General features: G+C 68.6%; 21 protein-coding genes. 13 read left to right on the top strand and 8 right to left on the bottom strand.

Annotation, left to right across the window (positions count from 1 at the left end):
* Positions 1-61 precede the first annotated feature (61 nt).
* Genes AC07PR_RS28800 through AC07PR_RS28790 form a run of 3 tightly spaced genes read left to right on the top strand, consistent with a single transcriptional unit; the run spans position 62 to position 3,839 of the window.
* On the top strand, positions 62-415 hold the full coding sequence (locus tag AC07PR_RS28800) for a DUF805 domain-containing protein (protein ID WP_483108817.1): 354 nt from the start codon (positions 62-64) through the stop codon (positions 413-415).
* A 2-nt stretch (positions 416-417) separates the two neighbouring features.
* Positions 418-2,673: an FAD-binding protein gene (locus AC07PR_RS28795; protein WP_495137302.1), complete on the top strand. Its 2,256-nt coding sequence runs from the start codon at positions 418-420 to the stop codon at positions 2,671-2,673.
* Positions 2,670-3,839 (top strand): hypothetical protein, encoded by a 1,170-nt coding sequence (locus AC07PR_RS28790; RefSeq protein ID WP_495137301.1) that lies wholly within the window; start codon positions 2,670-2,672, stop codon positions 3,837-3,839. The genes AC07PR_RS28795 and AC07PR_RS28790 overlap by 4 nt, the downstream gene beginning before the upstream one ends.
* Positions 3,840-3,947: 108 nt before the next feature.
* Here AC07PR_RS28790 and AC07PR_RS28785 read toward each other — a convergent pair whose 3' ends face one another.
* Positions 3,948-4,976, bottom strand: coding sequence for a SphA family protein (locus AC07PR_RS28785; protein ID WP_483108814.1), 1,029 nt, complete (start codon positions 4,974-4,976; stop codon positions 3,948-3,950).
* Positions 4,977-5,273: 297 nt separating this feature from the next.
* On the opposite strand from AC07PR_RS28785, the gene AC07PR_RS28780 reads away from it, so the two are divergent.
* The gene (locus AC07PR_RS28780; protein WP_377157744.1) at positions 5,274-5,894 is read left to right on the top strand and encodes a chalcone isomerase family protein; all 621 of its coding nucleotides are present in this window, start codon (positions 5,274-5,276) and stop codon (positions 5,892-5,894) included.
* 9 nt (positions 5,895-5,903) lie between these two features.
* Here AC07PR_RS28780 and AC07PR_RS28775 read toward each other — a convergent pair whose 3' ends face one another.
* On the bottom strand, positions 5,904-6,146 hold the full coding sequence (locus AC07PR_RS28775; protein WP_377157746.1) for a glutaredoxin family protein: 243 nt from the start codon (positions 6,144-6,146) through the stop codon (positions 5,904-5,906).
* Positions 6,147-6,248: 102 nt separating this feature from the next.
* Between AC07PR_RS28775 and AC07PR_RS28770 the strand changes: the two genes are divergently transcribed.
* Positions 6,249-7,526 carry a helix-turn-helix domain-containing protein gene (locus AC07PR_RS28770; RefSeq protein WP_495137300.1) on the top strand — a complete coding sequence of 426 codons (1,278 nt, stop codon included), beginning with the start codon at positions 6,249-6,251 and terminating at the stop codon, positions 7,524-7,526.
* A 101-nt stretch (positions 7,527-7,627) separates the two neighbouring features.
* Entirely contained in the window at positions 7,628-8,290 is a 663-nt protein-coding gene (locus tag AC07PR_RS28765) for a Vgb family protein (RefSeq protein WP_495137341.1), read from the top strand.
* A 13-nt stretch (positions 8,291-8,303) separates the two neighbouring features.
* On the opposite strand, the gene AC07PR_RS28760 is transcribed toward AC07PR_RS28765, so the two are convergent.
* The gene (locus AC07PR_RS28760; protein ID WP_495137299.1) at positions 8,304-9,251 is read right to left on the bottom strand and encodes a GlxA family transcriptional regulator; all 948 of its coding nucleotides are present in this window, start codon (positions 9,249-9,251) and stop codon (positions 8,304-8,306) included.
* Between the two features lie 107 nt (positions 9,252-9,358).
* On the opposite strand from AC07PR_RS28760, the gene AC07PR_RS28755 reads away from it, so the two are divergent.
* Positions 9,359-10,165, top strand: coding sequence for an SDR family NAD(P)-dependent oxidoreductase (locus AC07PR_RS28755; RefSeq protein ID WP_495137298.1), 807 nt, complete (start codon positions 9,359-9,361; stop codon positions 10,163-10,165).
* A 133-nt stretch (positions 10,166-10,298) separates the two neighbouring features.
* Here the strand turns inward: AC07PR_RS28755 and AC07PR_RS28750 are convergent, their stop codons facing one another.
* The 3 genes from AC07PR_RS28750 to AC07PR_RS28740 form a co-directional block, all read right to left on the bottom strand.
* A complete protein-coding gene (locus AC07PR_RS28750) occupies positions 10,299-10,943 on the bottom strand; it encodes a CAP domain-containing protein (RefSeq protein ID WP_495137297.1) in 645 nt (214 codons plus the stop codon).
* A 183-nt stretch (positions 10,944-11,126) separates the two neighbouring features.
* Positions 11,127-13,322 carry a catalase/peroxidase HPI gene (gene katG / locus AC07PR_RS28745; RefSeq protein ID WP_495137296.1) on the bottom strand — a complete coding sequence of 732 codons (2,196 nt, stop codon included), beginning with the start codon at positions 13,320-13,322 and terminating at the stop codon, positions 11,127-11,129.
* Positions 13,323-13,472: 150 nt separating this feature from the next.
* Positions 13,473-14,195 carry an NYN domain-containing protein gene (locus AC07PR_RS28740; RefSeq protein ID WP_495137295.1) on the bottom strand — a complete coding sequence of 241 codons (723 nt, stop codon included), beginning with the start codon at positions 14,193-14,195 and terminating at the stop codon, positions 13,473-13,475.
* 466 nt (positions 14,196-14,661) lie between these two features.
* Here AC07PR_RS28740 and AC07PR_RS28735 point away from each other — a divergent pair, with 466 nt between their 5' ends.
* The 5 genes from AC07PR_RS28735 (at position 14,662) to AC07PR_RS28715 (ending at position 19,064) form a co-directional block, all read left to right on the top strand.
* Positions 14,662-15,333, top strand: a complete 672-nt coding sequence (locus AC07PR_RS28735; RefSeq protein ID WP_495137294.1) for a PA4824 family protein — start codon at positions 14,662-14,664, stop codon at positions 15,331-15,333.
* A gap of 194 nt (positions 15,334-15,527) precedes the next feature.
* Positions 15,528-16,187: a peroxiredoxin gene (locus AC07PR_RS28730; protein WP_495137293.1), complete on the top strand. Its 660-nt coding sequence runs from the start codon at positions 15,528-15,530 to the stop codon at positions 16,185-16,187.
* Between the two features lie 126 nt (positions 16,188-16,313).
* On the top strand, positions 16,314-17,231 hold the full coding sequence (locus AC07PR_RS28725) for a hypothetical protein (protein WP_495137292.1): 918 nt from the start codon (positions 16,314-16,316) through the stop codon (positions 17,229-17,231).
* A complete protein-coding gene (locus AC07PR_RS28720) occupies positions 17,228-18,145 on the top strand; it encodes a hypothetical protein (protein ID WP_495137291.1) in 918 nt (305 codons plus the stop codon). The genes AC07PR_RS28725 and AC07PR_RS28720 overlap by 4 nt, the downstream gene beginning before the upstream one ends.
* Positions 18,146-18,191: 46 nt before the next feature.
* A complete protein-coding gene (locus tag AC07PR_RS28715; protein WP_495137290.1) occupies positions 18,192-19,064 on the top strand; it encodes a hypothetical protein in 873 nt (290 codons plus the stop codon).
* Positions 19,065-19,074: 10 nt separating this feature from the next.
* Here the strand turns inward: AC07PR_RS28715 and AC07PR_RS28710 are convergent, their stop codons facing one another.
* Entirely contained in the window at positions 19,075-19,974 is a 900-nt protein-coding gene (locus tag AC07PR_RS28710) for an SDR family oxidoreductase (protein WP_495137289.1), read from the bottom strand.
* 204 nt (positions 19,975-20,178) lie between these two features.
* Between AC07PR_RS28710 and AC07PR_RS28705 the strand changes: the two genes are divergently transcribed.
* Positions 20,179-21,018: a helix-turn-helix transcriptional regulator gene (locus tag AC07PR_RS28705; protein ID WP_495137340.1), complete on the top strand. Its 840-nt coding sequence runs from the start codon at positions 20,179-20,181 to the stop codon at positions 21,016-21,018.
* A 48-nt stretch (positions 21,019-21,066) separates the two neighbouring features.
* On the opposite strand, the gene AC07PR_RS28700 is transcribed toward AC07PR_RS28705, so the two are convergent.
* Complete coding sequence (locus tag AC07PR_RS28700; protein WP_495137288.1) at positions 21,067-21,981, bottom strand: LysR family transcriptional regulator; 915 nt, start codon at positions 21,979-21,981, stop codon at positions 21,067-21,069.
* Positions 21,982-22,062 lie beyond the last annotated feature (81 nt).

Genomic DNA, 22,062 nt, shown 5'->3' with positions numbered 1-22,062 from the left:
GTGTACGCGGGTCGGGACGGCGCCCGGGCTGCGGCATGATGCGCGCCTGGGAGGAATGGCCATGCCATCGACACACGCGGCCTGGAGGGAGCTCTCGACGGCCGGCACGCTCACGCGGGGCGGATTCTGGCTGCGCCACGGCACGCTGGTGCCGCTCGCGCTGTGGATCGCGATCGCGGTCGCGGACACGCCGCTCGGATGGGTCGCCGCACTGGCGACGACCGTCCTGCTGATCTCGATCTGGGGACGGCGCCTGCACGACCGCGGGCGCTCCGCCTGGTGGCTGCTGCTCGCGGCCCTGCCGGTGCTCGGGCCGCTGGTCCTGTGCGTCGAATGCGGCCTGCGCCGCTCCGTCCCCGAGGGCCGCCGCTTCGATGCGCAGCGTCCCGCCGATTACCTCACCGTCGCCCCTTGAGCATGTCTTCCCATCACATCGTCAATGACGTGACCGGATTGAATCCGGTGCGTGTCATGGCCATCGTCGCGCCGGAGTCCGTCGAGGACGTGCAGGAAGCGCTGCGGCGCACCACCGGTCCGGTGTCCGTCGGCGGCGGCCGCTTCAGCATGGGCGGCCAGACGGCCAGTCCGGGCAGCCTGCACATCGACATGCGGTCCATGAACCGCGTGGTCGCGTTCTCGCCGACGGCGCGCACGATCCGCGTCCAGGCCGGCACACGCTGGTGCGACATCCAACGCTTCATCGATCCGCACGGACTGTCGGTGAAGATCATGCAGACCTACGCCAACTTCACCGTCGGCGGCGCGCTCAGCGTCAACTGCCACGGACGGTATGTCGGCCTCGGTCCGCTGGTGCTGTCGGTACGCGCGATCCGCGTCGCGCTCCACGACGGCAGCGTCGTCGAGGCCACGCGCCAGTCCCACGCGGACATCTTCCGCGGCGCCATTGGCGGCTACGGGGCGCTGGGCGTGATCGTGGAGGTTGAACTCGACCTCGACACCAACCAGAAGGTGGAGCGCCACGACGCGGTCATGCCGCTGGCGGACTACTGGAGCTACTTCAAGGACCAGGTGCGCGGCAACCCGGCCGCGGTCTTCCACAACGCGGACCTCTACGGCCCCCACTACCGCACGCTGCGCGCGGTCACCTGGAAGGAGACCGACAAGCCGGCCACCGTCCCCGACCGCCTGCAGCCGCTGCGGCGCACCTATCCGCTGCACCGCTACTTCCTGTGGTCCATGTCGGAGACCCCCTTCGGCAAGGAACGCCGCGAGAAGCTGATCGATCCGCTGCTCTACCTGCGCGGCAAGGTGCACTGGCGCAATTACGAGGCCGGCTACGACGTGGCCGAGCTGGAGCCCCCGACGCGGATGCACCGCACCTATGTGCTGCAGGAGTACTTCGTGCCGGTGGAGCGGCTGACGGACTTCGTGCCGAAGATGGCCGAGATCCTGCGGCGCCACCGGGTGAACGCGCTCAACATCTCGATCCGGCATGCGATGCCGGATCCGGACACCTTGCTGGCCTGGGCGCCGACGGAGACCTTCGCCTTCGTGCTGTATCACAAGCAGCGCACCCGCGAGAACGCGCGCCGCCGCGTCGCCGTGTGGACGCGCGAGCTGATCGACGCGGTCCTGTCGGTGGGCGGGGCCTACTACCTGCCCTACCAGCCACACGCGACGCACGAGCAGTTCCACCGCGCCTATCCCGGCGCGCGCGAGCTCTTCGCGCTGAAGCAACGCCTGGACCCGCAGCATCGTTTCACCAACGCGCTGTGGGACAAGTACTGCCCGGGCGCGTCGTGCATGTCGGATGCTGCGCAGGCACCGCCCAGCTCGCCCGCTTCGGGCGCCGAAGGCAGCACCGAGTTCCACCGCGTGTTCGGCGACACGCGCCTGTCGGACGCTTTCTACCTGTTCCTGCAGAACGTCTTCCACACCGCGCCGGAGGATCGCTTCCACCACCTGATCGCGGACGCTGTCGCGCGCCATGCCGATGAGGAAAGCATCTACCGCGACATCCAGCGCCGCCTGCCGTCGATCAAGCCCGCGGCGGCGGAACTGCGCTACGCGCTGCCGGCGCTGTTCAAGCAGAAAGCGGAGATGACGCGGCAGACGCTGGCGGTGCTGACGGAGCGCGAGTTCGACGGTTACCTGGAGATCGGTTCCAAGGCGCGTTATCACGCCGGGCTGGCGAAGGCGCTGCGACTGCGCGGCGAGCTCGTGTTCGTCGAAGAGAAACCTCAGGGCCTCTCGCCCGTCGACATCGTCGAGCGCGGCCGGATCGCGCGGCCCGGGCGGCACGTCACGCTCGACGACTACGCGCCGCTGTCCGACGCCATCGCCTCCGGCAGCATCGGCCTGGTGACCTGCTACATCGGGTTGCATCACATGACGCCGGAGACGCTCGGCCCCTTCCTGCGGTCGGTTCATCGCGTGATGCGCCCCGGCGGTGCGTTCATCGTGCGCGATCACGACGTGCGGGATCCCGACCTCGGCGCACTGGTGTCGCTGGCCCACACGGTCTTCAACGCAGGTCTGGGCGAGACCTGGGAAAGCAACGTCGCCGAGCGTCGTCACTTCGCCTCGGGCCAGGACTGGGTGGATCGCCTGCGCGACGCCGGGTTCGAGGACAGCGGCCATCGCGTGTTGCAAGCCAACGACCCGACGATGAACACGTTGTTCTGCTTCATCAAGCCGGCGGAGGTCGCATGAACACATGGTCGACACGACACTCGCCATCGCCATCGCCATCAAGCGCGCGCGGCTGGTTCACCGGAGCCCGGGTCACCCTGTCGATGCTGGCCATCGGGATCACGGTGGCCTTCGGCGGAGCCGGCATCGTCGGCGCCGCCGAGCCGATGGCGCCCCGTGCGTCGCAGATCGCCGCGGCCGTGCCGGAGACGCCGGTCGAGGATCGACGGACACCCGATCAGACCTTCCTCACCTTCCCCGAGTGGTACCTGGTGCACAGCCCGGCGGAGTACGCCGCGTGGCTGCACCGCAGCGATGCGCCGAGCCGTTTCCCGCTGTTCGCGCACATCGGGCAGTTCTGGCAGTCGTACGGCGCGATCAATCGCGAGATCGAGCGCTATCCGTTCAACGGCGGCTACCACCTGATGGTGATGGTCATCGGCGTCAGCACGACGGTCGAGTACGCGCTCAAGGGCGCCTACGAGCGCACCATCGGCCGCATCGCCGAGGGCTTGCGCGGCACGGGCGGTCCGGTGGACGAGGAGCGTTTCGCGGCGCGGTACGCGCAGGACTACGTCGACTTCATCCGCATCGACCCCTGGTACAAGTTCGACTTCGCCTCGCAGCTGAAGGCGCTGTGGCGCGACGTGCCGATGACCGGTCCGAACATGGCGCGCAAATGGGAGCGCCGTTATCTGCTCACGACCGAGCTGCTCGTCAAGGAAGGGTATGCGCGACTGATCAAGCTGGGCACGCAGACGATCTACGACGCGCCGAAACCGGTGACCGCCGTGTGGCTGAGCCACGCGCCCGACGACGCAGCCGAGCGCGCCGCGCATCCGGACTTCATCGTCCCGCCGATGTCGGCGCCCCCGTCCTCCTCGGCGCTGGGACCGATCTACGCGACGATCCCGCGCTACGAGGGCTTCACCACCTACAGCCGATGGCTCGCCCGGCAGGACGTGGACTTCCTCAGCGTCGCCGGCAACACCGGCGAGATCGTGGTCAGCGAACTGGTCCCGCAAGCCTGGCGGCCGACCGGCACGCGGCTGCTCTTCGAGCAGCCCATCCTCACGCGACCGGGCACCAAACGCGCGGTCGTCGCGGTGCCGATCGCGCGTCTCGCCGACGAGCTCAGGCGGGCCGACCGAGCCGGCGACGACATCGAGCACATCTACGACTTCTGACGCCTCCGACGGCGAGATGCGCCGGCATCACCCGATGCGCTGCCGCATCGTGGCGATCGGCGATCGGCGATCGGCGATCAGCCGTCGCCGTCGCCGTCGCCGCGGCGATCAGTTCAACCGGTAGTTCAGACGCAGCCAGGTGATGGTGCCCTCGGGGCGGTTGCGCACCGAGAACTCCTTCATCACCTTGAAGTCGACGCCCCACTCGCCGCTCTCGGCCAGGTAGGCGATCAGTGGGCCGGCCGACAGCGCCTGCACCTTGTTGGCGCCGGCATCGCCGCCGCGATCGGCGGTGAACTGCTTGAGCACGTAGCCCTGCACGCCCACCTTCCACTGGTCGTTCAGCTGGTAGGTGCCCGACCAGTCCGCATGCAGGTACTGGCCGGAACGCACGCCCGTGTCGTCGTTGCGCGTGTTGAAGGAGTAGGTCGCGCGCAGGCCGACGGCCAGGCCGTTCTCCCACACGCGCGAGGCCACCAGCAGCGGCTTGAACGTCCAGAACTTGCCGGCGCCCGGATTGACCGGACGGTCCGCGTCGTACGAGCCCATCGGCGGGTTGAACGCGACGCCCAGCGCGACGCGCGATTCATCCTGCTGCCAGTCGATGTAGGCGGCCAGTTCCGGATCGGCCAGACCGCTGCGCTTGCCCGACAGCGCGCCGCCGGCGGCAGCCAGCTGCTGGTTGATCTGCGCCACCGCGGTCGGCGGCAGACCGGCAGGGAGCACGGTGCTCAGCGTGAAGTCGTTGGTCTGCTTGACCAGCGGGAACGCGGCGGAGAAGCCCAGGCGGCCGTCCATCACGATCTTCTCGGTGACCCAGGTGATGCGCGGGACGAAGACATCCGCCTTGATCGAGCCGTTCACCGTCAGCGGCAGCGTGCCGACACCGGGGATGGTCAGCGAGCGCGTCGGCGTGTTGCCGTCGGCGTCGCGCAGCTTGTCGGCCTCGTAATGCTGGTACCAGGTCTGCAGGTAGACGCCGGGGAACTGCGGCGTCGAGATCTCATAGGACGGCGCGCCGAGCAGCGCGCGCACCTGGCTGTTCTCGGTGGCGTGCGCGGTGCCGGTGACGGCGACCAGCGAAACGAAGGCGGCGGCGAGCGCGGACGGGCGCGCGCGGAGAAGGTCGATGGACACGGGGATCCCTCCGGGGAGTTCTGGATTTTCGAATCGGGGCGCATCGTGCCAGCGGAACAGGCCGGGGCTTGTGCCATTCGTCACATCGGGCATCGGATTAGAGGCACGGCCCCAGTTTCCGGGGCTGACGCGCCACACCCCGCCGCGCTTTAATCCGGTCCGCAACGCGCCCGCGATCGCCGTCACCATCGGCCTGAACTCGCGACGCCCCGAGCCACGACCTCACTTGCCACCGCATCCGGCCGGCTCGCGGTTCCCTCTCACAACATGACGCGTCACGCCTCGAGGAGACAATCCATGCACCGTTCCGCCCTTGTCCGTCCCAGCCTTGTCCGTTCCTTCCGGAACACCCTGTTCATCGGCCTGGCCGCGATGTCCTCGTTCGCCTTCGCGGCGGAGGTGGAAGTCGAGGGCTTCAAGTTCCAGGACACCGCGCTGCTGCACAACCAGACGCTGCAGCTGAACGGCGCCGCGACATCGAGCATCCTGTCGACGCGCTCGACGGCGGTGGCCTTCTACCTGCCGAAGAAGCAGACGACGATGGAAGCCGCGGTCGCCGAGAAGGGCGCCAAGCGCATCACCTTCTACATGATGCGCGACGTGTCCTCGCGCGACCTGGCCAACGCGATGCTGGACCGGATCCGCCAGAACGCGGCCGAGGAGTTCTCGAAGAACATCATCCAGACCTCGCAGCTGGGCGTCGTCTTCGGCAACCGCGCGAAGCTGCTCAAGGGCGATCTGGTCACGATCGACTACGACCCCGCGAAGCAGACGACGGAGTTCAGCGTCAACGGCCAGAAGGTCGGCGACACGATCCAGGGCGAGAGCTTCTTCCCGATGATGATGAAGGTCTGGATCGGCCCGAAGGTGCGCGGCAGCACGCGCGACGGCCTGCTGGGCATCGCGCCGGCGAAGTGATCGCGGGGCTCAGCGGCCCAGTTGCTTCAACGCGGCCTGCAGGCCGGTGACGCCGCCGACGCGCTGGTCGTTGATGAACACCTGCGGCATCTGGCGCACGGACGGGCCGCACTTCTCGTAGAAGGCCAGGCGCTCGGCCTCGTCGTCGATCAGGATCTCCTGATACTCGATCCCGCGGGACTTGAGCAGACTCTTCGCCGTGTCGCATTGCGGGCAGGCGGACTTCGAATAGACGACGATCTTCAGTTCCATGGGGCACGAGTGTATGCGTGGCCTCCGAAGAATGCCGACCAGGGGTCTCCCTGAGTTCCGGGGCTTCGGGGCCCGCATCGCCGGCGCTTAAGCTCCGCCCCCATGGACGCCCTGATCACCGCCGCCGCCCGCTTCCTCGCCGCCGGGGATGCGTTGAGCGCGCTGCAACGGGTGGCCCTGCGCGACGATCCGCCGGCGCTTGCGCTGCGAGGCATCGCGATGGCGCAGCTCGGCGAGCATCCACGCGCCCGCGAGCTGCTGCGCCAGGCCGCCAAGGCCTTCGGGCCGAAAGAGGCTGTCGCCCGCGCGCGCTGTGTCGTGGCGGAGGCCGAGGTCGCGCTGGCGATGCGCGATCTCGGGGATCCGACGCGTCCGCTGCTGCAGGCCGCCGCGATGCTCGACGCGCACGACGACCGCGCCAACGCGTTGCAGGCCCGCCTGATCGCCGCGCGCCGCCTGCTGCTGCTCGGCCGGCTCGACGACGCCACCCAGGCACTGCCGGCCGCGGATCTGAGCGGCCTTCCCCCGATGCTGACGGCCATGGCGGCGCTCGCGGCGGCGGAACTCGCGATGCGCTCATTGCGCAGCCGGGACGCGCTGCGGGCGGTCGAACTCGCCCTCGTGGCCGCTCGACGGTCCGGCGTCCCGGCGCTGATCACGGAGGCCGTCGAGCTGCGTGCCGCGCTCGACCAGCCGGTCGCCCGCCGCATCGATGCGGGCGAAGCTCGGGCGTTGACACTCGACGAGGTCGAGGACCTGCTCCGATCGCCGGCCCTGGTGGTCGATGCCTGCCGCCGCGCGATCCGCGGCGCGGGCCTGGCCATCGACCTCGCCCGGCGGCCGATGCTGTTCACGCTCGCTCGCGTGCTGGCCGAAGCCTGGCCCGGCGACGTCGGGCGGGAGACGCTGATCCTGCGGGCCTTCCGGACGAAGCATCCGGACGAGACGCATCGCGCGCGACTGCGCGTCGAGCTCGGCCGGCTGCGCGCGCTGGTGGCCCCGGTCGCCCGCATCGAGGCGACGCCGGCGGGCTTCGCGCTTCGCCTGGACGGCGCCAGCGCCGTCGAGGTCGACGTCACCGTCGGCGGCCTCGCGGACAAGCGTTCGGAAAATCGCTCCGCCGTGGTCCTCGTCCCCCCGATCGAAGGCGAGCTCGCGTCCTTGCAGGCCCTGCTGGCCGATGGCGCGCCGTGGTCGACCTCGGCGCTGGCCTTGGCGCTCGGCGCGAGCCAGCGGACCGTGCAGCGCGCGCTGGCGGAACTCGAAGCCGCGGGGCGCGTGCGCGCGCTCGGCCAGGCCCGCGCGAAGCGCTGGCTGGCGCCGCCGATGACGGGAATCGCGACGATCTTGTTACTCCCCGCTCTGCCGCCCGCTGGATAGATTGAGGTCCATGCGGCGACGGTTTCGCCGTACAGGAGAACACGATGACCACGACGACTGCGCCCACCCACACCGCTTGCGATCCTCATGCCGAGGCGTGCATGGCGTCCAACGCGCACCTGCCCGCGGCCCATGAAGCCGAGATCGTGCGCGAGTTCGGCCCCTACCCCGGCGCGCCCGCCGTGCATGGCGTGAGCCACGACGGCGACCGCGTCTGGGCCGCGACGGCGCTGGGCCTGCTGGCGATCGATCCGGCCACCGGCGAGGTCCAGCGCACGCTGCCCTGCGCGGCGGATGCCGGGACGGCCTTCGACGGGCGCCACCTCTACCAGATCGCTGATTCGCGGATCCAGAAGATCGACCCGGAGAACGGCCGCGTCGTCGGGTCCATCCCCGCGCCGTCGGGTCAAGGGAGCGACTCCGGGCTCACCTGGGCGGAGGGCAGCCTGTGGGTCGGCCAGTACCGTGATCGCAGGATCGTGCAGATCGACCCCGAGACCGGCGCGGTACGGCGCACGATCGAGTCCAACCGCTTCGTCACCGGCGTGACCTGGGTGGACGGCGAGCTGTGGCACGGCACCTGGGAAGGCGACGAGAGCGAATTGCGCCGCGTGGACCCGGCGGACGGCGCCGTGATCGAGCGCCTGGCCATGCCGGCGAACATCGGCGTCAGCGGGTTGGAGTCGGACGGTGCCGGACTGTTCTATTGCGGCGGCGGCAACAGCGGGAAGCTGCGCGCCGTGCGGCGACCGGCGCGCAGCTGAGACACGCGCCGCTTCAGTCGGTCGCTCGAGCGCTCCGTCGCACGGCCTGCGGCGGCACGCCGAAGTGCCTGACGTAGACCTCGCGCAGATGGCGACGGTCGCGGAAGCCGGCCTCGCGCGCGACGACGTCGAGCGAATGCCGGCTCTGCTCGATCATCAGTCGCGCCGCCTCGAGCCGCAGCCCTTCGACGGCCTTGGCCGGCGGCATCCCGGTCTCCGCCGTGAACACGCGGCTGAACTGGCGCGGGCTGAGGGCGGCCACCTCGGCCAGTTCCTCGACCGACAGCGTCTTCGCCAGATTGGAGCGCGCATAGCTCAGCGCGTGCTGGATGCGGTCCGACTTGGGCGCGAGGTCCAGCATCTCCGAATGCTGGGACTGCCCGCCGCTGCGGCGCTGCTGCATCACCAGCTTGTGCGCGACGGAGCGAGCGAGTTCGTCGCCGAGGTCCTTCTCGACCATCGCCAGCGCCAGGTCCAGTCCCGCCGTCATGCCGGCCGAGGTCCACACCGGGCCGTCGACGATGAAGATGCGGTCACTGTCGACGTCGATGTCGGGATGGCGCTCCTGCATGGCCCGCGCGAAGTGCCAGTGCGTCGTGGCGCGCCGGCCGTCGAGCAACCCGGCCTCCGCGAGCACGAAGGCCCCCGTGCAGACCGCGGCGATGCGGCGCGCGTGACGATCCGCGCGCTGGAGGAAGCGCAGCACCTCCTCGGGCGGCCCTACCTCGATGGGATCCGACACGCCGGCCACGATCCAGGTGTCCGCGCGCGTCGCCGAAGTCAACGGCCGCGTCGACACGGTCACGCCCATCGATGAGCGCACCTCGCCACCGCCTGGCGAATAACAGGCCATCTCGTAGAACGGGGGGCCGGCCACGAGGTTGGCGTACTCGAACACGGCCTGCGTGCCCAGCGCCAACAGCTGGAAGCCTTCGTTGAGGACATAACCGATGCGATGCATGGCACGAATCATACCCTTCTACGTCATTTACGCCATGCGACCTGATTCCTACTATGGACGTACTTTCAGCCAATACCGGCTTTAGGCTTTCATCGAAGGAGTTCTCCATGACCACGTCCCCCGCCACCCGCCCGGGCACCGCCCTCATCACCGGCGCGTCCACCGGCATCGGCGCCGTGTACGCCGACCGTCTCGCGCAGCGCGGCTATGACCTGATCCTCGTCGCCCGCCAGCGGGACCGTCTGAGCGCGCTCGCCGACGCCCTGACGACGAAGTACGGTCGGGCCGTCGAGATCATCGATGCCGATCTGGGAGACGCGGTGCAGCGCCGGCGCGTCGAAGACAAGCTGCGCGAGGACGCGAGCATCACGCTGCTCGTCAACAACGCCGGGATCGGCACGCACACGCCGCTGCTGGAGAGCGACGTCGACCGCATGACGCAGATGGTGGAGCTCAACGTCACGGCGCTGACGCGGCTCACGTACGCGGCGGTTCCTGGTTTCGTGGCGCGCGGCCGTGGCGCGGTGATCAACATCGCCAGCATCGCGGCGATCGCGCCGGAGATCCTCAACGGCGTCTACGGCGGCAGCAAGGCTTTCGTCGTGGCGTTCAGCCAATCGCTGCAGCATGAGCTCGGCACCAAGGGCCTGCGCGTGCAGGCGGTGCTCCCGGGCGCGACGGCGACGGACTTCTGGGCCATCGGCGGCCGGCCGGTGGAGCACCTGCCGCAGGAGATCGTGATGAGCGCCGAGGACATGGTCGACGCCTCGCTGGTCGGCTTCGACCGCGGCGAGCTGATCACGATCCCGGCGCTGCACGACGAGTCGCAATGGCAGGCCTACGAGGGCGCGCGCCAGGCGATGTTCGGCGGCCTGTCGACCAGCGTGCCGGCGCCGCGTTACGCGAAGGTCTGAACCTGTCTTGCCCCCTCTCCCGCTTGCGGGAGAGGGTGGGGGTGAGGGGCAGCGGCGGTAACAGTACTGAAGCCTTCCAACGCTCTCCCGCGCTTACGGGAGTGGTGGTGCTGCGCGTACTGCGAGGCGCCGATTACCGAGGCTTGCCCAGGTCCATCACCCAGTACTTGCTGTACGTGTTGGCCGACGAAGCCGCCGGCCGGCAGGCGACGCCGACGTCGACGAAGTTCGCCGACATCAGGTTGGCGCAATGGCCCGCGCTGTTGCGCCACGAGTTCATGACCGACTCGACGGTCTGCTGTCCGGCGGCGATGTTCTCGCCGGCGGCGGCCCAGGTGTAGCCCGCGTTGGTGATGCGGGTGGAGAAGCTGCGTCCGTCCTGGCTGTCGTGGCTGAAGTAGTTCTTCGTCGCCATGTCCAGCGCGTGGGCGTCCGCGGCCGCGGTCAGCTTGTCGTTCCAGACCACCGGCCCCACGGCGGGGAAGTTCCCCGAGGTCCCGCAGCTCGCGCCCGACGCGCGCAGCGCGTTGATGCGGGTGAGCAGGTCCTGCTTGAAATTGGGCAGGTCGCAGGTACCGGCGACGAGGGGAGGATCCGTCGGCCCCGGGCCGGTCGGGTTCGTGGGATTGGTCGGGTTGGTGGGCGTCGTGACGGGATCGGGGGCCGGCGCATCGCTGCCGCCACCACCGCACGCACCCAGACCCAACGCCAGGAGGGCGGCAACGATCATCGAAGTGGGGAACTGCCGGTGGCCCGGCTTGTTGGAAGGGACGTCCATCCCACCATCTTAGGAAACGATTGGAAAGAATTCTGGAACCAAACGTTCCAAAGGGTCAGCGGGCGAGGCCGCCGAGCCCGAGGTGTAGCCAATTTGCCTACACCGTAGCCAGATTGCCTACAGCCACCCCTCCCGAGGACAGCGGGGCCGCCGACCCTCCCGGGTGGGCGGCCTCGCGTCCGCTCAGATCAGGTCGTAGCGGTCCAGGTTCATCACCCGGGTCCAGGCCTTGACGAAGTCATTGACCAGCACCTTCTCGCCGTCCTTGGACGCGTAGACCTCGGCCAGCGCGCGCAGTTGCGAGTTCGAACCGAACACCAGGTCCGCCGTCGTGGCGGTCCACTTCGCGGCGCCGGACGTGCGGTCCCGGCCCTCGAGCACGCCTTCGTCGCTCGTCGACTTCTGCCAACGCGTCCGCATGTCCAGCAGGTTGACGAAGAAGTCGTTGCTCAGGGTCCCGGGCCGCGTCGTGAGGATGCCGTGCTTCGTGTGGCCGACGTTGGTGTCCAGCACCCGCAGGCCGCCGACCAGCGCCGTCAGTTCCGGCGCGCTCAGCGACAGCAGCTGGGCCTTGTCGATCAGCAGCTCCGCCGTGTGCTTGACCAGGTCCTTGCGCACGTAGTTCCGGAATCCGTCGGCGGCGGGCTCCAGGTAGGCCATGGATTCGACGTCGGTCTGGTCCTGCGACGCATCGGTGCGGCCCGCCGTGAAGGGCACGACGACGTCATGCCCGCCCTGCTTCGCCGCCGCCTCGATGCCGGCGGAACCGCCCAGCACGATCAGGTCGGCCAGCGAGATCTTCTTGCCGCCGTCCGCGGACGCGTTGAACTCCTTGCGCACCGTTTCCAGCTTGCTCAACACCTTCTCGAGTTCGCTGGGCTGGTTCACCAGCCATTCCTTCTGCGGGGCGAGGCGGATCCGCGCGCCGTTGGCGCCGCCGCGCTTGTCACCGCTGCGGAAGGTCGCGGCCGAGGCCCACGCCGTCGACACCAGTTGCTGCACGGTCAGGCCGCTGGCCAGCAGCTTGGCCTTCAGGGCGGTGACGTCCTGGTCGTCGACCAGCGGGTGATCGACCTTGGGGACCGGGTCTTGCCAGATCAATTCTTCCTTCGGCACCAGCTTGCCAAGGTAGCGCGACAGCGGGCCCATGTCGCGGTGCGTCAGCTTGTACCAGGCCCGCGCGAACGCATCGGCCAGCTCGGCCGGGTTGTCCTTGTAGCGGCGGGAGATCTTCTCGTAGGCCGGGTCGACGCGCAGCGCGAGGTCGGCCGTCGTCATCATCGGCGCGTGCTTGCGGTTCTTGTCGTGCGCGTCGGGCACCGTGCCCGCTCCTGCGCCGCCCTTGGGCGTCCACTGGTGCGCGCCGGCGGGACTCTTGGTCAGTTCCCACTCGAAGCCGAACAGCGTCTCGAAGAAGCTGTTGTCCCACTTCGTCGGCGTCGGCGTCCAGGCGCCCTCGATGCCGCTGGTGATCGTGTAGACGCCCATGCCTTCGCCGAGCTTGTTCTTCCAGCCCAGTCCCTGGTCCTCGATGTCCCCGCCCTCGGGCATCGCGCCGACGTGGTGGACCTCGCCCGCCCCGTGCGCCTTGCCGAAGGTGTGACCGCCGGCGACCAGCGCGACGGTCTCCTCGTCGTTCATCGCCATGCGCTTGAAGGTCTCGCGGATGTCGCGCGCCGACGCGGCCGGATCGGGATTGCCGTTCGGGCCTTCCGGGTTCACGTAGATGAGGCCCATCTGCACGGCCGCCAGCGGGTTCGCGAGGTCGCGGTCGCCCGCATAGCGTTCATCGCCGAGCCACGTGGTCTCGGGGCCCCAGAAGACGTCGGTCTCGGGTTCCCAGACGTCGGTGCGCCCGCCGGCGAAGCCGAAGGTCTTGAAGCCCATCGATTCCAGCGCGACGTTGCCCGCCAGGATCATCAGATCGGCCCAGGACAGCTTGCGGCCGTACTTCTGCTTGATCGGCCAGAGCAGGCGGCGGGCCTTGTCGAGGTTGCCGTTGTCGGGCCAGCTGTTGAGCGGCGCGAAGCGCTGGGCGCCGGTGCCGGCACCGCCGCGGCCGTCCTGCACGCGGTAGGTGCCGGCGGAGTGCCAGGCCATGCGGATGAAGAACGGCCCGTAGTGGCCGTAATCGGCGGGCCACCAGTCCTGGGAGTCCGTCATCAGCGCGGTCAGGTCCTTGACGACGGCGTCGAGGTCGAGGGTCTGGAACTCATGCGCGTACTTGAAGTCCTCGCCCATCGGATTCGTCTTGGACGAGTGCAGCGAGAGGATGGAGAGGTTGAGCTGTTCGGGCCACCAGTCCCGGTTGCCTTTGGTGCCTGCCACCGCATGGTGGTGGGTTCCGCCCGAGAACGGGCACTTCGATTCGCCTGACATGTCTTCCTCCTGAGTTGAACCTTGGGGATCAGTCCGCTAGTCCGCCTGCAGCGTGCGAGCGCGGTCGAGTCTAGAACTCGCTCAGTGAGAGCGGCAACAGTCCGGGTCAATCGGAGCGATAGTTTTTTTGACCGGGGAGAGCCGTTCGGCTCAGGCGGCCATCTGGATGACGCTCTCCGGGAATCTCGCTGGCTCGTCGTTCGCACGCTCACGGCGCCGCGCGGTGGAGCGAAGCCCATCGACATGTTCCTGCAGGCTTGGTGAGACTGGCTGCCACATGGGGTCAAGGATGAAGTCGATGCCTTCGCGTCGTGCCATTTTGGCGGCCGGGACAAAGTCGGCATCGCCGGACACAAGGACGATCTGGTCAACCAGTTTCCGCAAGGCCAACGTCACGATGTCGACACCGATGCTCATGTCAACCCCCTTCTGGCGAAGGTGAGGGACGACATCGGTCTCCCCGAGGTCGTCGAAACTCAGCTTGCGTTTGAGCATGGCCTGGATCGCTTCCGGCTTGATGGTCCACGGGCTGTCTGAGGCGAGGTGTCCTAGCCGCAACGCCGTCTTGCGTTTCGTCTTTAGGCGCTCATGCAGCTGAGTACGGAACAGAGCCTCTGGACTCGTCGAGAAATTGACGCCCTTACCCGAGATCGGGTTCTGAAGTCGCTTCATGAGCGGCGGACAGTCGTAGAAATAGATCCGGAACAGATCCTTGAAGCGCCTCTCGGGACCGCAGTTGCGGTCAACGAGATGAGCGAGGGCCCACCTGAAAGCGCAGTCCGCCGCGCGATCGGCGTCGAACGCGTGATCCGGCTGCAGGGCGCGAAAACGCTTCACGAAGAAGGCACCGTCGATAAGGATGGCCGTTGGCATCTTGATCCCCCAACTTCTGGAGAAATATCGCCCCAGGGGCGCAGCCCGTCCACGATCTATTAGGACGGGGGGCAGCCTGGGGCGAAGGAGAAAAGTCTATCGATGGGCAACCGACCTGCGGATGACTTTCAGATGAGCCGATGGCCCTGCGCCACAGCTTTCAAGGGTGTTGATCCGAGCTATTGACCGATGCCACAATTCGCGCCTTTCATCCCTTGGAGCCCCTCGTGGACAGTGCCCCCAGTCCCATCGCGACGCGAGCCGGAACGGCCGCCGCACGACTGACGCGCTGACCCGGCTCCGGTGGCGCGCGAGGCCGCGCCGACCTTCTTCTCCTGTCGCATCGATCGCCTTTCCGAGGCAACCGTCGCCAATGCGCGACGACTCACCCGATCCGATCCATCTTGAACCGCGCCGTCATCACACCTCAACGGGTGTGAGGGACAGTGCGCGCAGGAGTCTTTCCATGCCCTTCTTCCTGCTGGCCCTGCTGGCCGGCCTGCTGCTGCCTGCCCCCACCTTCGCCGCCGGCGGACACCACGCCGTCGACGACGCCGCGATCGTCGAATCCGGCCAGTGCAATCTCGAACTCTGGGCCGAGCGCTCGAACCTCGACCACCGCCAGCTTCAACACGCCGGCCTCGGCTGCAACCTGCTCGGCGCCGAAGCCGAACTCAACGTCGACCGCGAGACGGCCCGGTCGGCGTCGTCGCTCCACCTGCATGGCGTGCAGCTCAAGTGGGCGACCGGGCTCACGCCGCAACTGGCGATCGGCCTTGTCACGGCGCTGGGGTGGCAAGACCAGACCCCGCGCTCGCAACAATCCTTGCTGGTGCCGCTGACCTGGACGCCGCGCGAGGACCTGGCCTTCCATGTGAACGTGGGACGCACCCTGCGCAAGGGCGCGGACGATCTCACCCAACGCGGCATCGCCGCCGAGTGGCAGATGACGCCGGACTGGCAGGCGCTGGCCGAGCACTTCCACGACGGCCAGCGCCCGCTGACGCGACTCGGCCTGCGTCGCACGCTGAGCGACCGGCTGACGCTGGACCTGAGCTTCGCGCGGACCACCGCCACGGCGCACGCGCCGAAGGAAGGCTGGTGGACAGTCGGCGCGAACTGGACCTTCGGCCAGTGAGCATTCGCTCCGCGCATGAGTAAAGTCGCTGGTCGAGTAAGGCCATTGGGCAGACTCTGCCCGTCGTCAATCTGGAGGACAAGAATGTCGCTCCCCCCTGCCGGACGCCCCCGACGGCTGGATTGACGACGAGAATCGCCCGGCCTGTCCGATCGTCCACGAGGGCGACGGCACTTTCAACCTTGGAGCCCACCATGTCTCTGCGCATCAACGACATCGCCCCGAACTTCACCGCCAAGACCACGCAGGGGGAGATCGATTTCCACAGCTGGATCGGCGACAGCTGGGCCGTCCTGTTCTCGCATCCGAAGGACTTCACGCCGGTGTGCACGACCGAGCTGGGCTACATGGCCAAGATCGAGCCCGAGTTCACCAAGCGCAACGCCAAGCTGATCGGCCTGTCGATCGACCCGGTCGAGAACCACGCGAAGTGGGCCGCGGACATCGAGGAGACGCAAGGTTCAGCGGTGAACTACCCGATGATCGGCGACACCGACCTGGCGGTGGCCAAGCTCTACAACATGCTGCCGGCCGAGGAGCCGGGCACGTCGGAAGGCCGCACGGCGGCGACGAACGCGACGGTGCGTTCGGTGTTCATCGTCGGTCCGGACAAGAAGATCAAGCTGACGCTGACCTACCCGATGACGACGGGCCGCAACTTCGACGAGATCCTGCGCGTGCTGGACTCCATCCAGCTGACCGCCAAGCACCGCGTCGCGACGCCGGTGAACTGGAAACAGGGCGACGACGTGATCATCGCGGGCTCGGTGTCCGACGACGAAGCCAAGACGATCTACCCGGAAGGCTGGAAGGCGCCGAAGCCTTACCTGCGCATCGTCAAGCAGCCGAAGTGATCGAGCGCGTCCTGCGCGCGTGCCTGCGCGCATGACCCGACCCCCGATGCACCGCAAGGCCGACGTTCCCTCCGATGGGGGGCGTCGGCCTTTCTGCTTCCTGCGTCGATAACATCCACGGCGTCAATGCGGCGGACGACCGCATCGCAGGGAGTCAGGAAGATGAATCACCCACGCCGCTGGATCGTGGCGAGCGGGCTGCTGCTGACCGGCGCAGCGATTGCCGTGCAGCTCTGGCCCGAATCGCCGAAGGCCGTGCAGGTCGCGACGGCCACCCCGCCCACCGTTGTTCAGCCGCCGGCCTCCGTACCGCAGCGCGCCTCCGAGCCCGACGCCGCGAAGCCCGAGAAGGCGGCGCCAGCCCCCACCCCGGCTCCAGCCGCGGCGAGCGGCGCCACAGCCAGGACAGACCCTGCATTCAAGCCGCCCGAGATGCAGGACTTCGGCCAGATCGTGCTGATCGGCATGCACGGCGGAACGCCGAAGCAGGCCGGCGAGGCCGCGTTCGTGCTGCAGACCTGTCTGGAGACCTCGTTGTACGACCTGCCGGGCGACGCCAGGAGATCGGGACTGCCGGATGCGCAGCGCAACGGCAGGATCGCCGCCGCCGAGTGGCTCGAAGCCCAATGCAAGTCGATCACACCGGAGATGCAGGCACAGCGCGGCGCCCTCGCGGCGCGCGCGGTGGAGGCAGGCGTGAGCGGCGTGTCGTTGATCTACGGCCGTTCCGTCGACTACCGTCCGCCCGAGCCGATGCGGGATCGGCTGCTGGACGCGATGAAGACCGATTTCCGCGATGGCGCCCGCCACCTCCCCGATGAACTTGGCTTCAACGGCATGAAGTTGGGCATGTCCAAGACGGAAGCGCGCGCCTACCTCCTGGTGGCCATCTCCGAATCGCCGGAAGAGATCCGGCGCCTACGCGAGACGATCTTCCAGGAAGGCCCGTTCCGCGACATGTCCGAGGAGGAGATCCGCGAGGCCGAAATGCTCGCGGAGCGCCTCAAGCAGGAACGCAAACCACCGAAGCGACGGACTGGATGAGCGCCTTGAACGAAGGTCCGAAGGCCCGTGGACGCAGAGCCCTCTTCGCGGGCGGCGTGCTGCTCATGATCGGCGTCGCGGCGGCCACCACCTACTTCCGGGCCGATCCCTCGTCGGCGGAGCAGGTGTCCTCTGACATGCCGGCGGCGATCACACCGGGCACGCCGGGACGATCGGCCAGCGAGGCCGCGCTCCCGCAGGCGGCGGCGCCGCCAAGCGCTCCGCCGCGTTCAGGCGCGGCCAGCGCCGGCAAGGCATCCTTTGCCGTCCCGACACCGGGTATCGGCGCCTCCGCCGCGATGCGGGACCACGGCCAGATCGTGATCACGGCCATCAACGGCGGCACGCCGGAACAGCTCGGACGAGCGGTCAAGATCATGTCGATGTGCCGCTTCGCCTTGGACATGTCGCAGACCGTGGAGCAGCTGAAATCGGAAGGTCGCCTGTCCGGCCAGATCGCCACCGTCGCCACACAGCACTTCAGCGAGCGGGAGCGTGAATGCCAATCCATTCCTCCGGATCTCATGCCTCGCGAGAAGGAGCTCGCAGAGCGGGCATTGCTCGGCGGCGCGCGAGGGGTGGCCATCATCTATGCCGACCTCGTCGGCTTCGATCCGCCCGCGTCGATGAGACGCCCCTTGGGCGACGGCCTGCGGGCCGACTTTCTCGCCGGCGACTACATCGCCTCGCGCATGCTTGCGACACATGCCGAGCTGTTCGAGCTGTCTCGCGTTGAGACGCGCGCCTACGAGATCGCGTTTGAGACGGAGAAGAGTCGTCGCGGGAAGTCCTGGAATCTCGACGATTTCGCCAAGCCCACGCCTGCGCTGAGCGAAGAGGAACGGCGTCAGGCCCACGAGCTCGCGCAGACGTGGCTTCGGAGCCTCCCCAGGCGGGAACCCAATGCGCCCTGAGATAGCTAACGATACAGCTGGTTCGATCGCCCGGCAGGAGCGTTCAATGCCATTTCAGCGTCGCACGGGAATCCTTCTGACGCTGGTCGCACTCCTCACCGTCGCAGGCCTCGCGTTCCTCTGGCCGAGCGCGGTCGGACACGAAGCCGCCACTCCCGAGCCGCGGCTTCCCGAGCTTGCATCGTCGATCCCAGCGCCCGGTGCGACGGCCGGCCCGATCGGCAATGCCAGCGGAGACGGCATGCAGCCATCGACGGCCGCTTCCGATACACGGGCGCGATCCCCGGATGCGGTGGCTGGCGTCGATGCCGGTCAGACGGTCCTCATCGCCATCCACGGGGGAACGCCGCGACAAGCCGCTGATGCGGCGCAGATCCTCGCCAGCTGTCACGGCGTCCAGGACATGGCGGACAAGATGCGCAAGCTCAGACCCACGGCGAAGGTCACGGCGGAGACGCTGGCCAGGGCCGTCGATGCCGCCGACCGGCAGGCGGGCAAGTGCCAGTCGATCACCGAGGAGATGCAGACACACCTCACCGAACTCGCCGAGAAGGCATTGCGGGCGGGCTTCTACCAGGTGTCCACAATCTATGGCGACGCCGTCGACTTCCGACCGCCGGAGGCGATGCGTCAGCCGCTGCTGGATGGCTTGCGCCGGGAGTTCATTGACGGCGAGCTCCACATCGCCAGTCTCATCGCATCGACTGGGATGGGGCTGGGTCTGACTGCCGTCGAAGCGCGAGCCTTCTACGAGGTGGCCGAGAGTGATGAAGGCTCTTCCGGAAAGGAGCTACGCAAGATGGCCTTTCCAGCGATGCCCTTCGCTCGCCTGAACGACGATGAGCTCCGCCAGGCGCAGGCGCTCGCTGAGCAATTGAAGAAGCAGCGGAAGAAGACACCCAAGAGCTACGGCAACTGAGCAACGCTCCTCACACCTTCACGTCGAAGTAGCCCGCATCGTCGAGATCCTGCGCCAGCGTCGGATGCTTCGGCGCCCAGCCGAGCACCTCGCGCGTGGCGGTGCTGGTCGCCGCGAGGTTCAGCCCGGCGAACTTCGTGAACCAACCGAAGTGCGCCTGGGCCTCGTCCTGCGAGAGGCTCACCACCGGCACGCCCAGACGCCCGCCGATCGCGGTCGCGATGTCCTTGAATGCGAGCCGCTCCTCCGCGATCGCATGCCAGCGCGCGCCTGCGCGGGGCGCTTCGATCGCGCGCCGGAACACCACCGCCGCATCGCGGCGATGCACGGCGCTCCACGCGTTCTGGCCATCGCCGATGTAGGCCGACCGGCCCGTGCGCCGCGCGAGGTCGATGAGGATCGGCACGAAGCCGTGATCGCCCGCGCCGTGCACCGTCGGCGAGAGACGCACCGTGGCGGCGTTGACGCCGCGCGCCGCGAGCGCCAGGGCGGTCGGCTCGGACGCGCGCGGGTAGCCGTCGGACACGGGCAGGCACGGATCCCCTTCGTGACCCAGTCGCCCCGACACCGCCATCGCCAGCCCCGACGTCACCAGCAGCGGACGCTGCGATCCGACCAGTGCCTCGCCGAGCGCCTCGATGGCGACGCTGTCGCGCCGGCAGTTCTCGGCGAAGCGGGAGAAGTCGTGGTCGAACGCGGTGTGGATGACCGCGTCGGTCGACGCCGCGCCCGAGCGCAGGCTGTCCAGATCGTCGATCGTGCCGCGATGCACGTCGGCGCCGGCTCGGACCAGCGCCTCCGCGGACGCCTCCGACCGCGCCAGCCCGAGCACCTGATGGCCGGCCTCGATCAATTCATCGACCACCGCCGACCCGACGAAGCCCGTGGCTCCAGTGACGAAAACGCGCATGAGAGAAACCCTCGAAAGTTGATGCCACGCATCGTCGACGCAGAATCCATCCCGGTGTAGTAGTGACCTTATCCAGGTATGGCGGCTAACAGGATGAACAGCGTCTTTCCCCTTCCCTCCGTGTTTCGTCCCGAGTCCCCCGAGCCTTCCGGGCCTCGCGCGGACATGCCCATCGCGTTGCCCGAAGCTGCCGCGCAGATCCACATGCACGCGCCGAAGGACAACCCGCTCGGCGCCTACCTGCGCGATCGCCGCGAGCGACTCGACCCCGCCGCGCTCGGCCTGCCGATGACGCGTCGGCGCACGCCGGGCCTGCGCCGCGAGGAGGTGGCCCAACGCGCCCACGTGAGCCCGACCTGGTACACGTGGTTGGAGCAGGGACGTGGCGGTGCGCCGTCGGAGGTCGTGCTCGAGCGCATCGCCACCGCGCTGCTGCTGACGGACGTCGAGCGCGAGCATCTCTTCCTGCTCGCCTTCGGACGCGCGCCCGAGATCCGCGCCCCGGAAGCCGCCGGCGTCACGCCGCGGCTGCAGCGCGTGCTGGACGCGCTCACGCTGAGCCCGGCGATCGTGAAGACGCCGCTGTGGGACGTCGTCGGTTGGAATCGCGCGGCAAGCGCCGTGCTCACCGACTACAGCACGCTGCCGCCGGAGCAGCGCAACATCGTGAAGCTGATCTTCTGCAACCCGCGCGTGCGGGCGGCGCAGGACGATTGGGAAAGCGTCGCGCGTTTCGTGGTGGCGGCGTTCCGCGCGGACTCCGCGCGAGTCGGCGACACGGCCAGGGTCGAGGCCCTGGTGCGCGAAGTCAGCGCGCGCAGTCCCGAGTTCGAGAAGTTCTGGCGCGAGCACGACGTGAAGGCCTTCGGCGAGGGAGTGAAGCGGCTGCGGCATCCGACCGTCGGGCTGATCGCCTTCGAGTACTCGGCGTTCTCCGTCGATCAGCGGCCCGACCTCGGCATGGTGGTCTACCAGCCGGCGACGCGCGAGGACGAGGACAGCGTGCGCCGGCTGTTGAATCTCCAGGCGCTCGCTTCGACCTGAGGATCCGCGAATCGCGGCGGTTCACCGCATCACGGGATCACCAAGGCATCACGGCAGAAACAGCGCCTTCTCTTCTTCGAACACCTGTTGCAGGTGATCTGCCACCGTGCGGATCGCCCGGTCCTTCCGGTCCTGCCCGCGGATCAGCAGCCACATCTCCCGCGGATCGCGCACCGGTGCCAGCGCGCACGCACGCAGCCCGGGCACCTGCCGCCCGATGTAATGCGGCAGCACCGCCAGGCCCGCGCCGGTCCTTGCCGCGATGGCCTGCGACATGTGGTTGTTGGCGCGGAACGCCACCCGCGCGCGCGGGAAGCGCTGCGCCAGCCAGGTCGCGTCGGGCATGTCGGCGTTCTCCTCGTCGAAGCCGACGAACACCGGCGCCGCGCCGGCCTCCGCCGGCTCGCAGACCGACGGCGTGCCGTAGAAGCCGAAGCCCATCGTGCCCAGCGGCTTCGCGATGAAGTCGCCGTCGCGCGGCCGCGTGAGGCGCACCGCGATGTCCGCCTGGTGCCGGTCGAGGCTCACCGCCCGCAGGTCCGTCGCGAGATCGACATCCAGCCCTGGATGCAGCACCGCGAGCCGCGCCAGCCGGTCGATCAGGAAACCCTGCGACAGCGCCGGCGGCGCGTTCACCCGCACCAGTCCGCGCACCGCGCCGTCGCCTCCGTTTCCGCCACCGCCTTCGCGCGCGAGCGACTGGGCCGCGGACTCCATGTCGCTCGCCGCCGCCAACGCGCGCCGTCCCGCCGCCGTCAGCACGTAGCCGTCGGGCCGGCGATCGACGAGCTTCTCGCCGAGGCTGTCCTCCAGCGCCTGGATGCGCCGCGAGATCGTCGCGTGATTGACCGTCAGCGCCCGCGCCGCCGCCGACAGGCTGCCGTGGCGGCCCAGCGCGAGGAACACCCGCAGGTCCTCCCAATCGACGCCCCCACGGATCCCTGTGCGTTTTTGATCAGCCATTGAGACAGGATAGCGGCTACCGCGCGGAAGGCCCGGCTCCTAACCTTCTGTCCAACGCCGAACGATCTCCGACCGCCACGG

Source organism: Roseateles sp. GW821-FHT09H11 (genome assembly GCF_059415845.1).
This window is presented reverse-complemented; position numbering and strand designations above follow the sequence as displayed.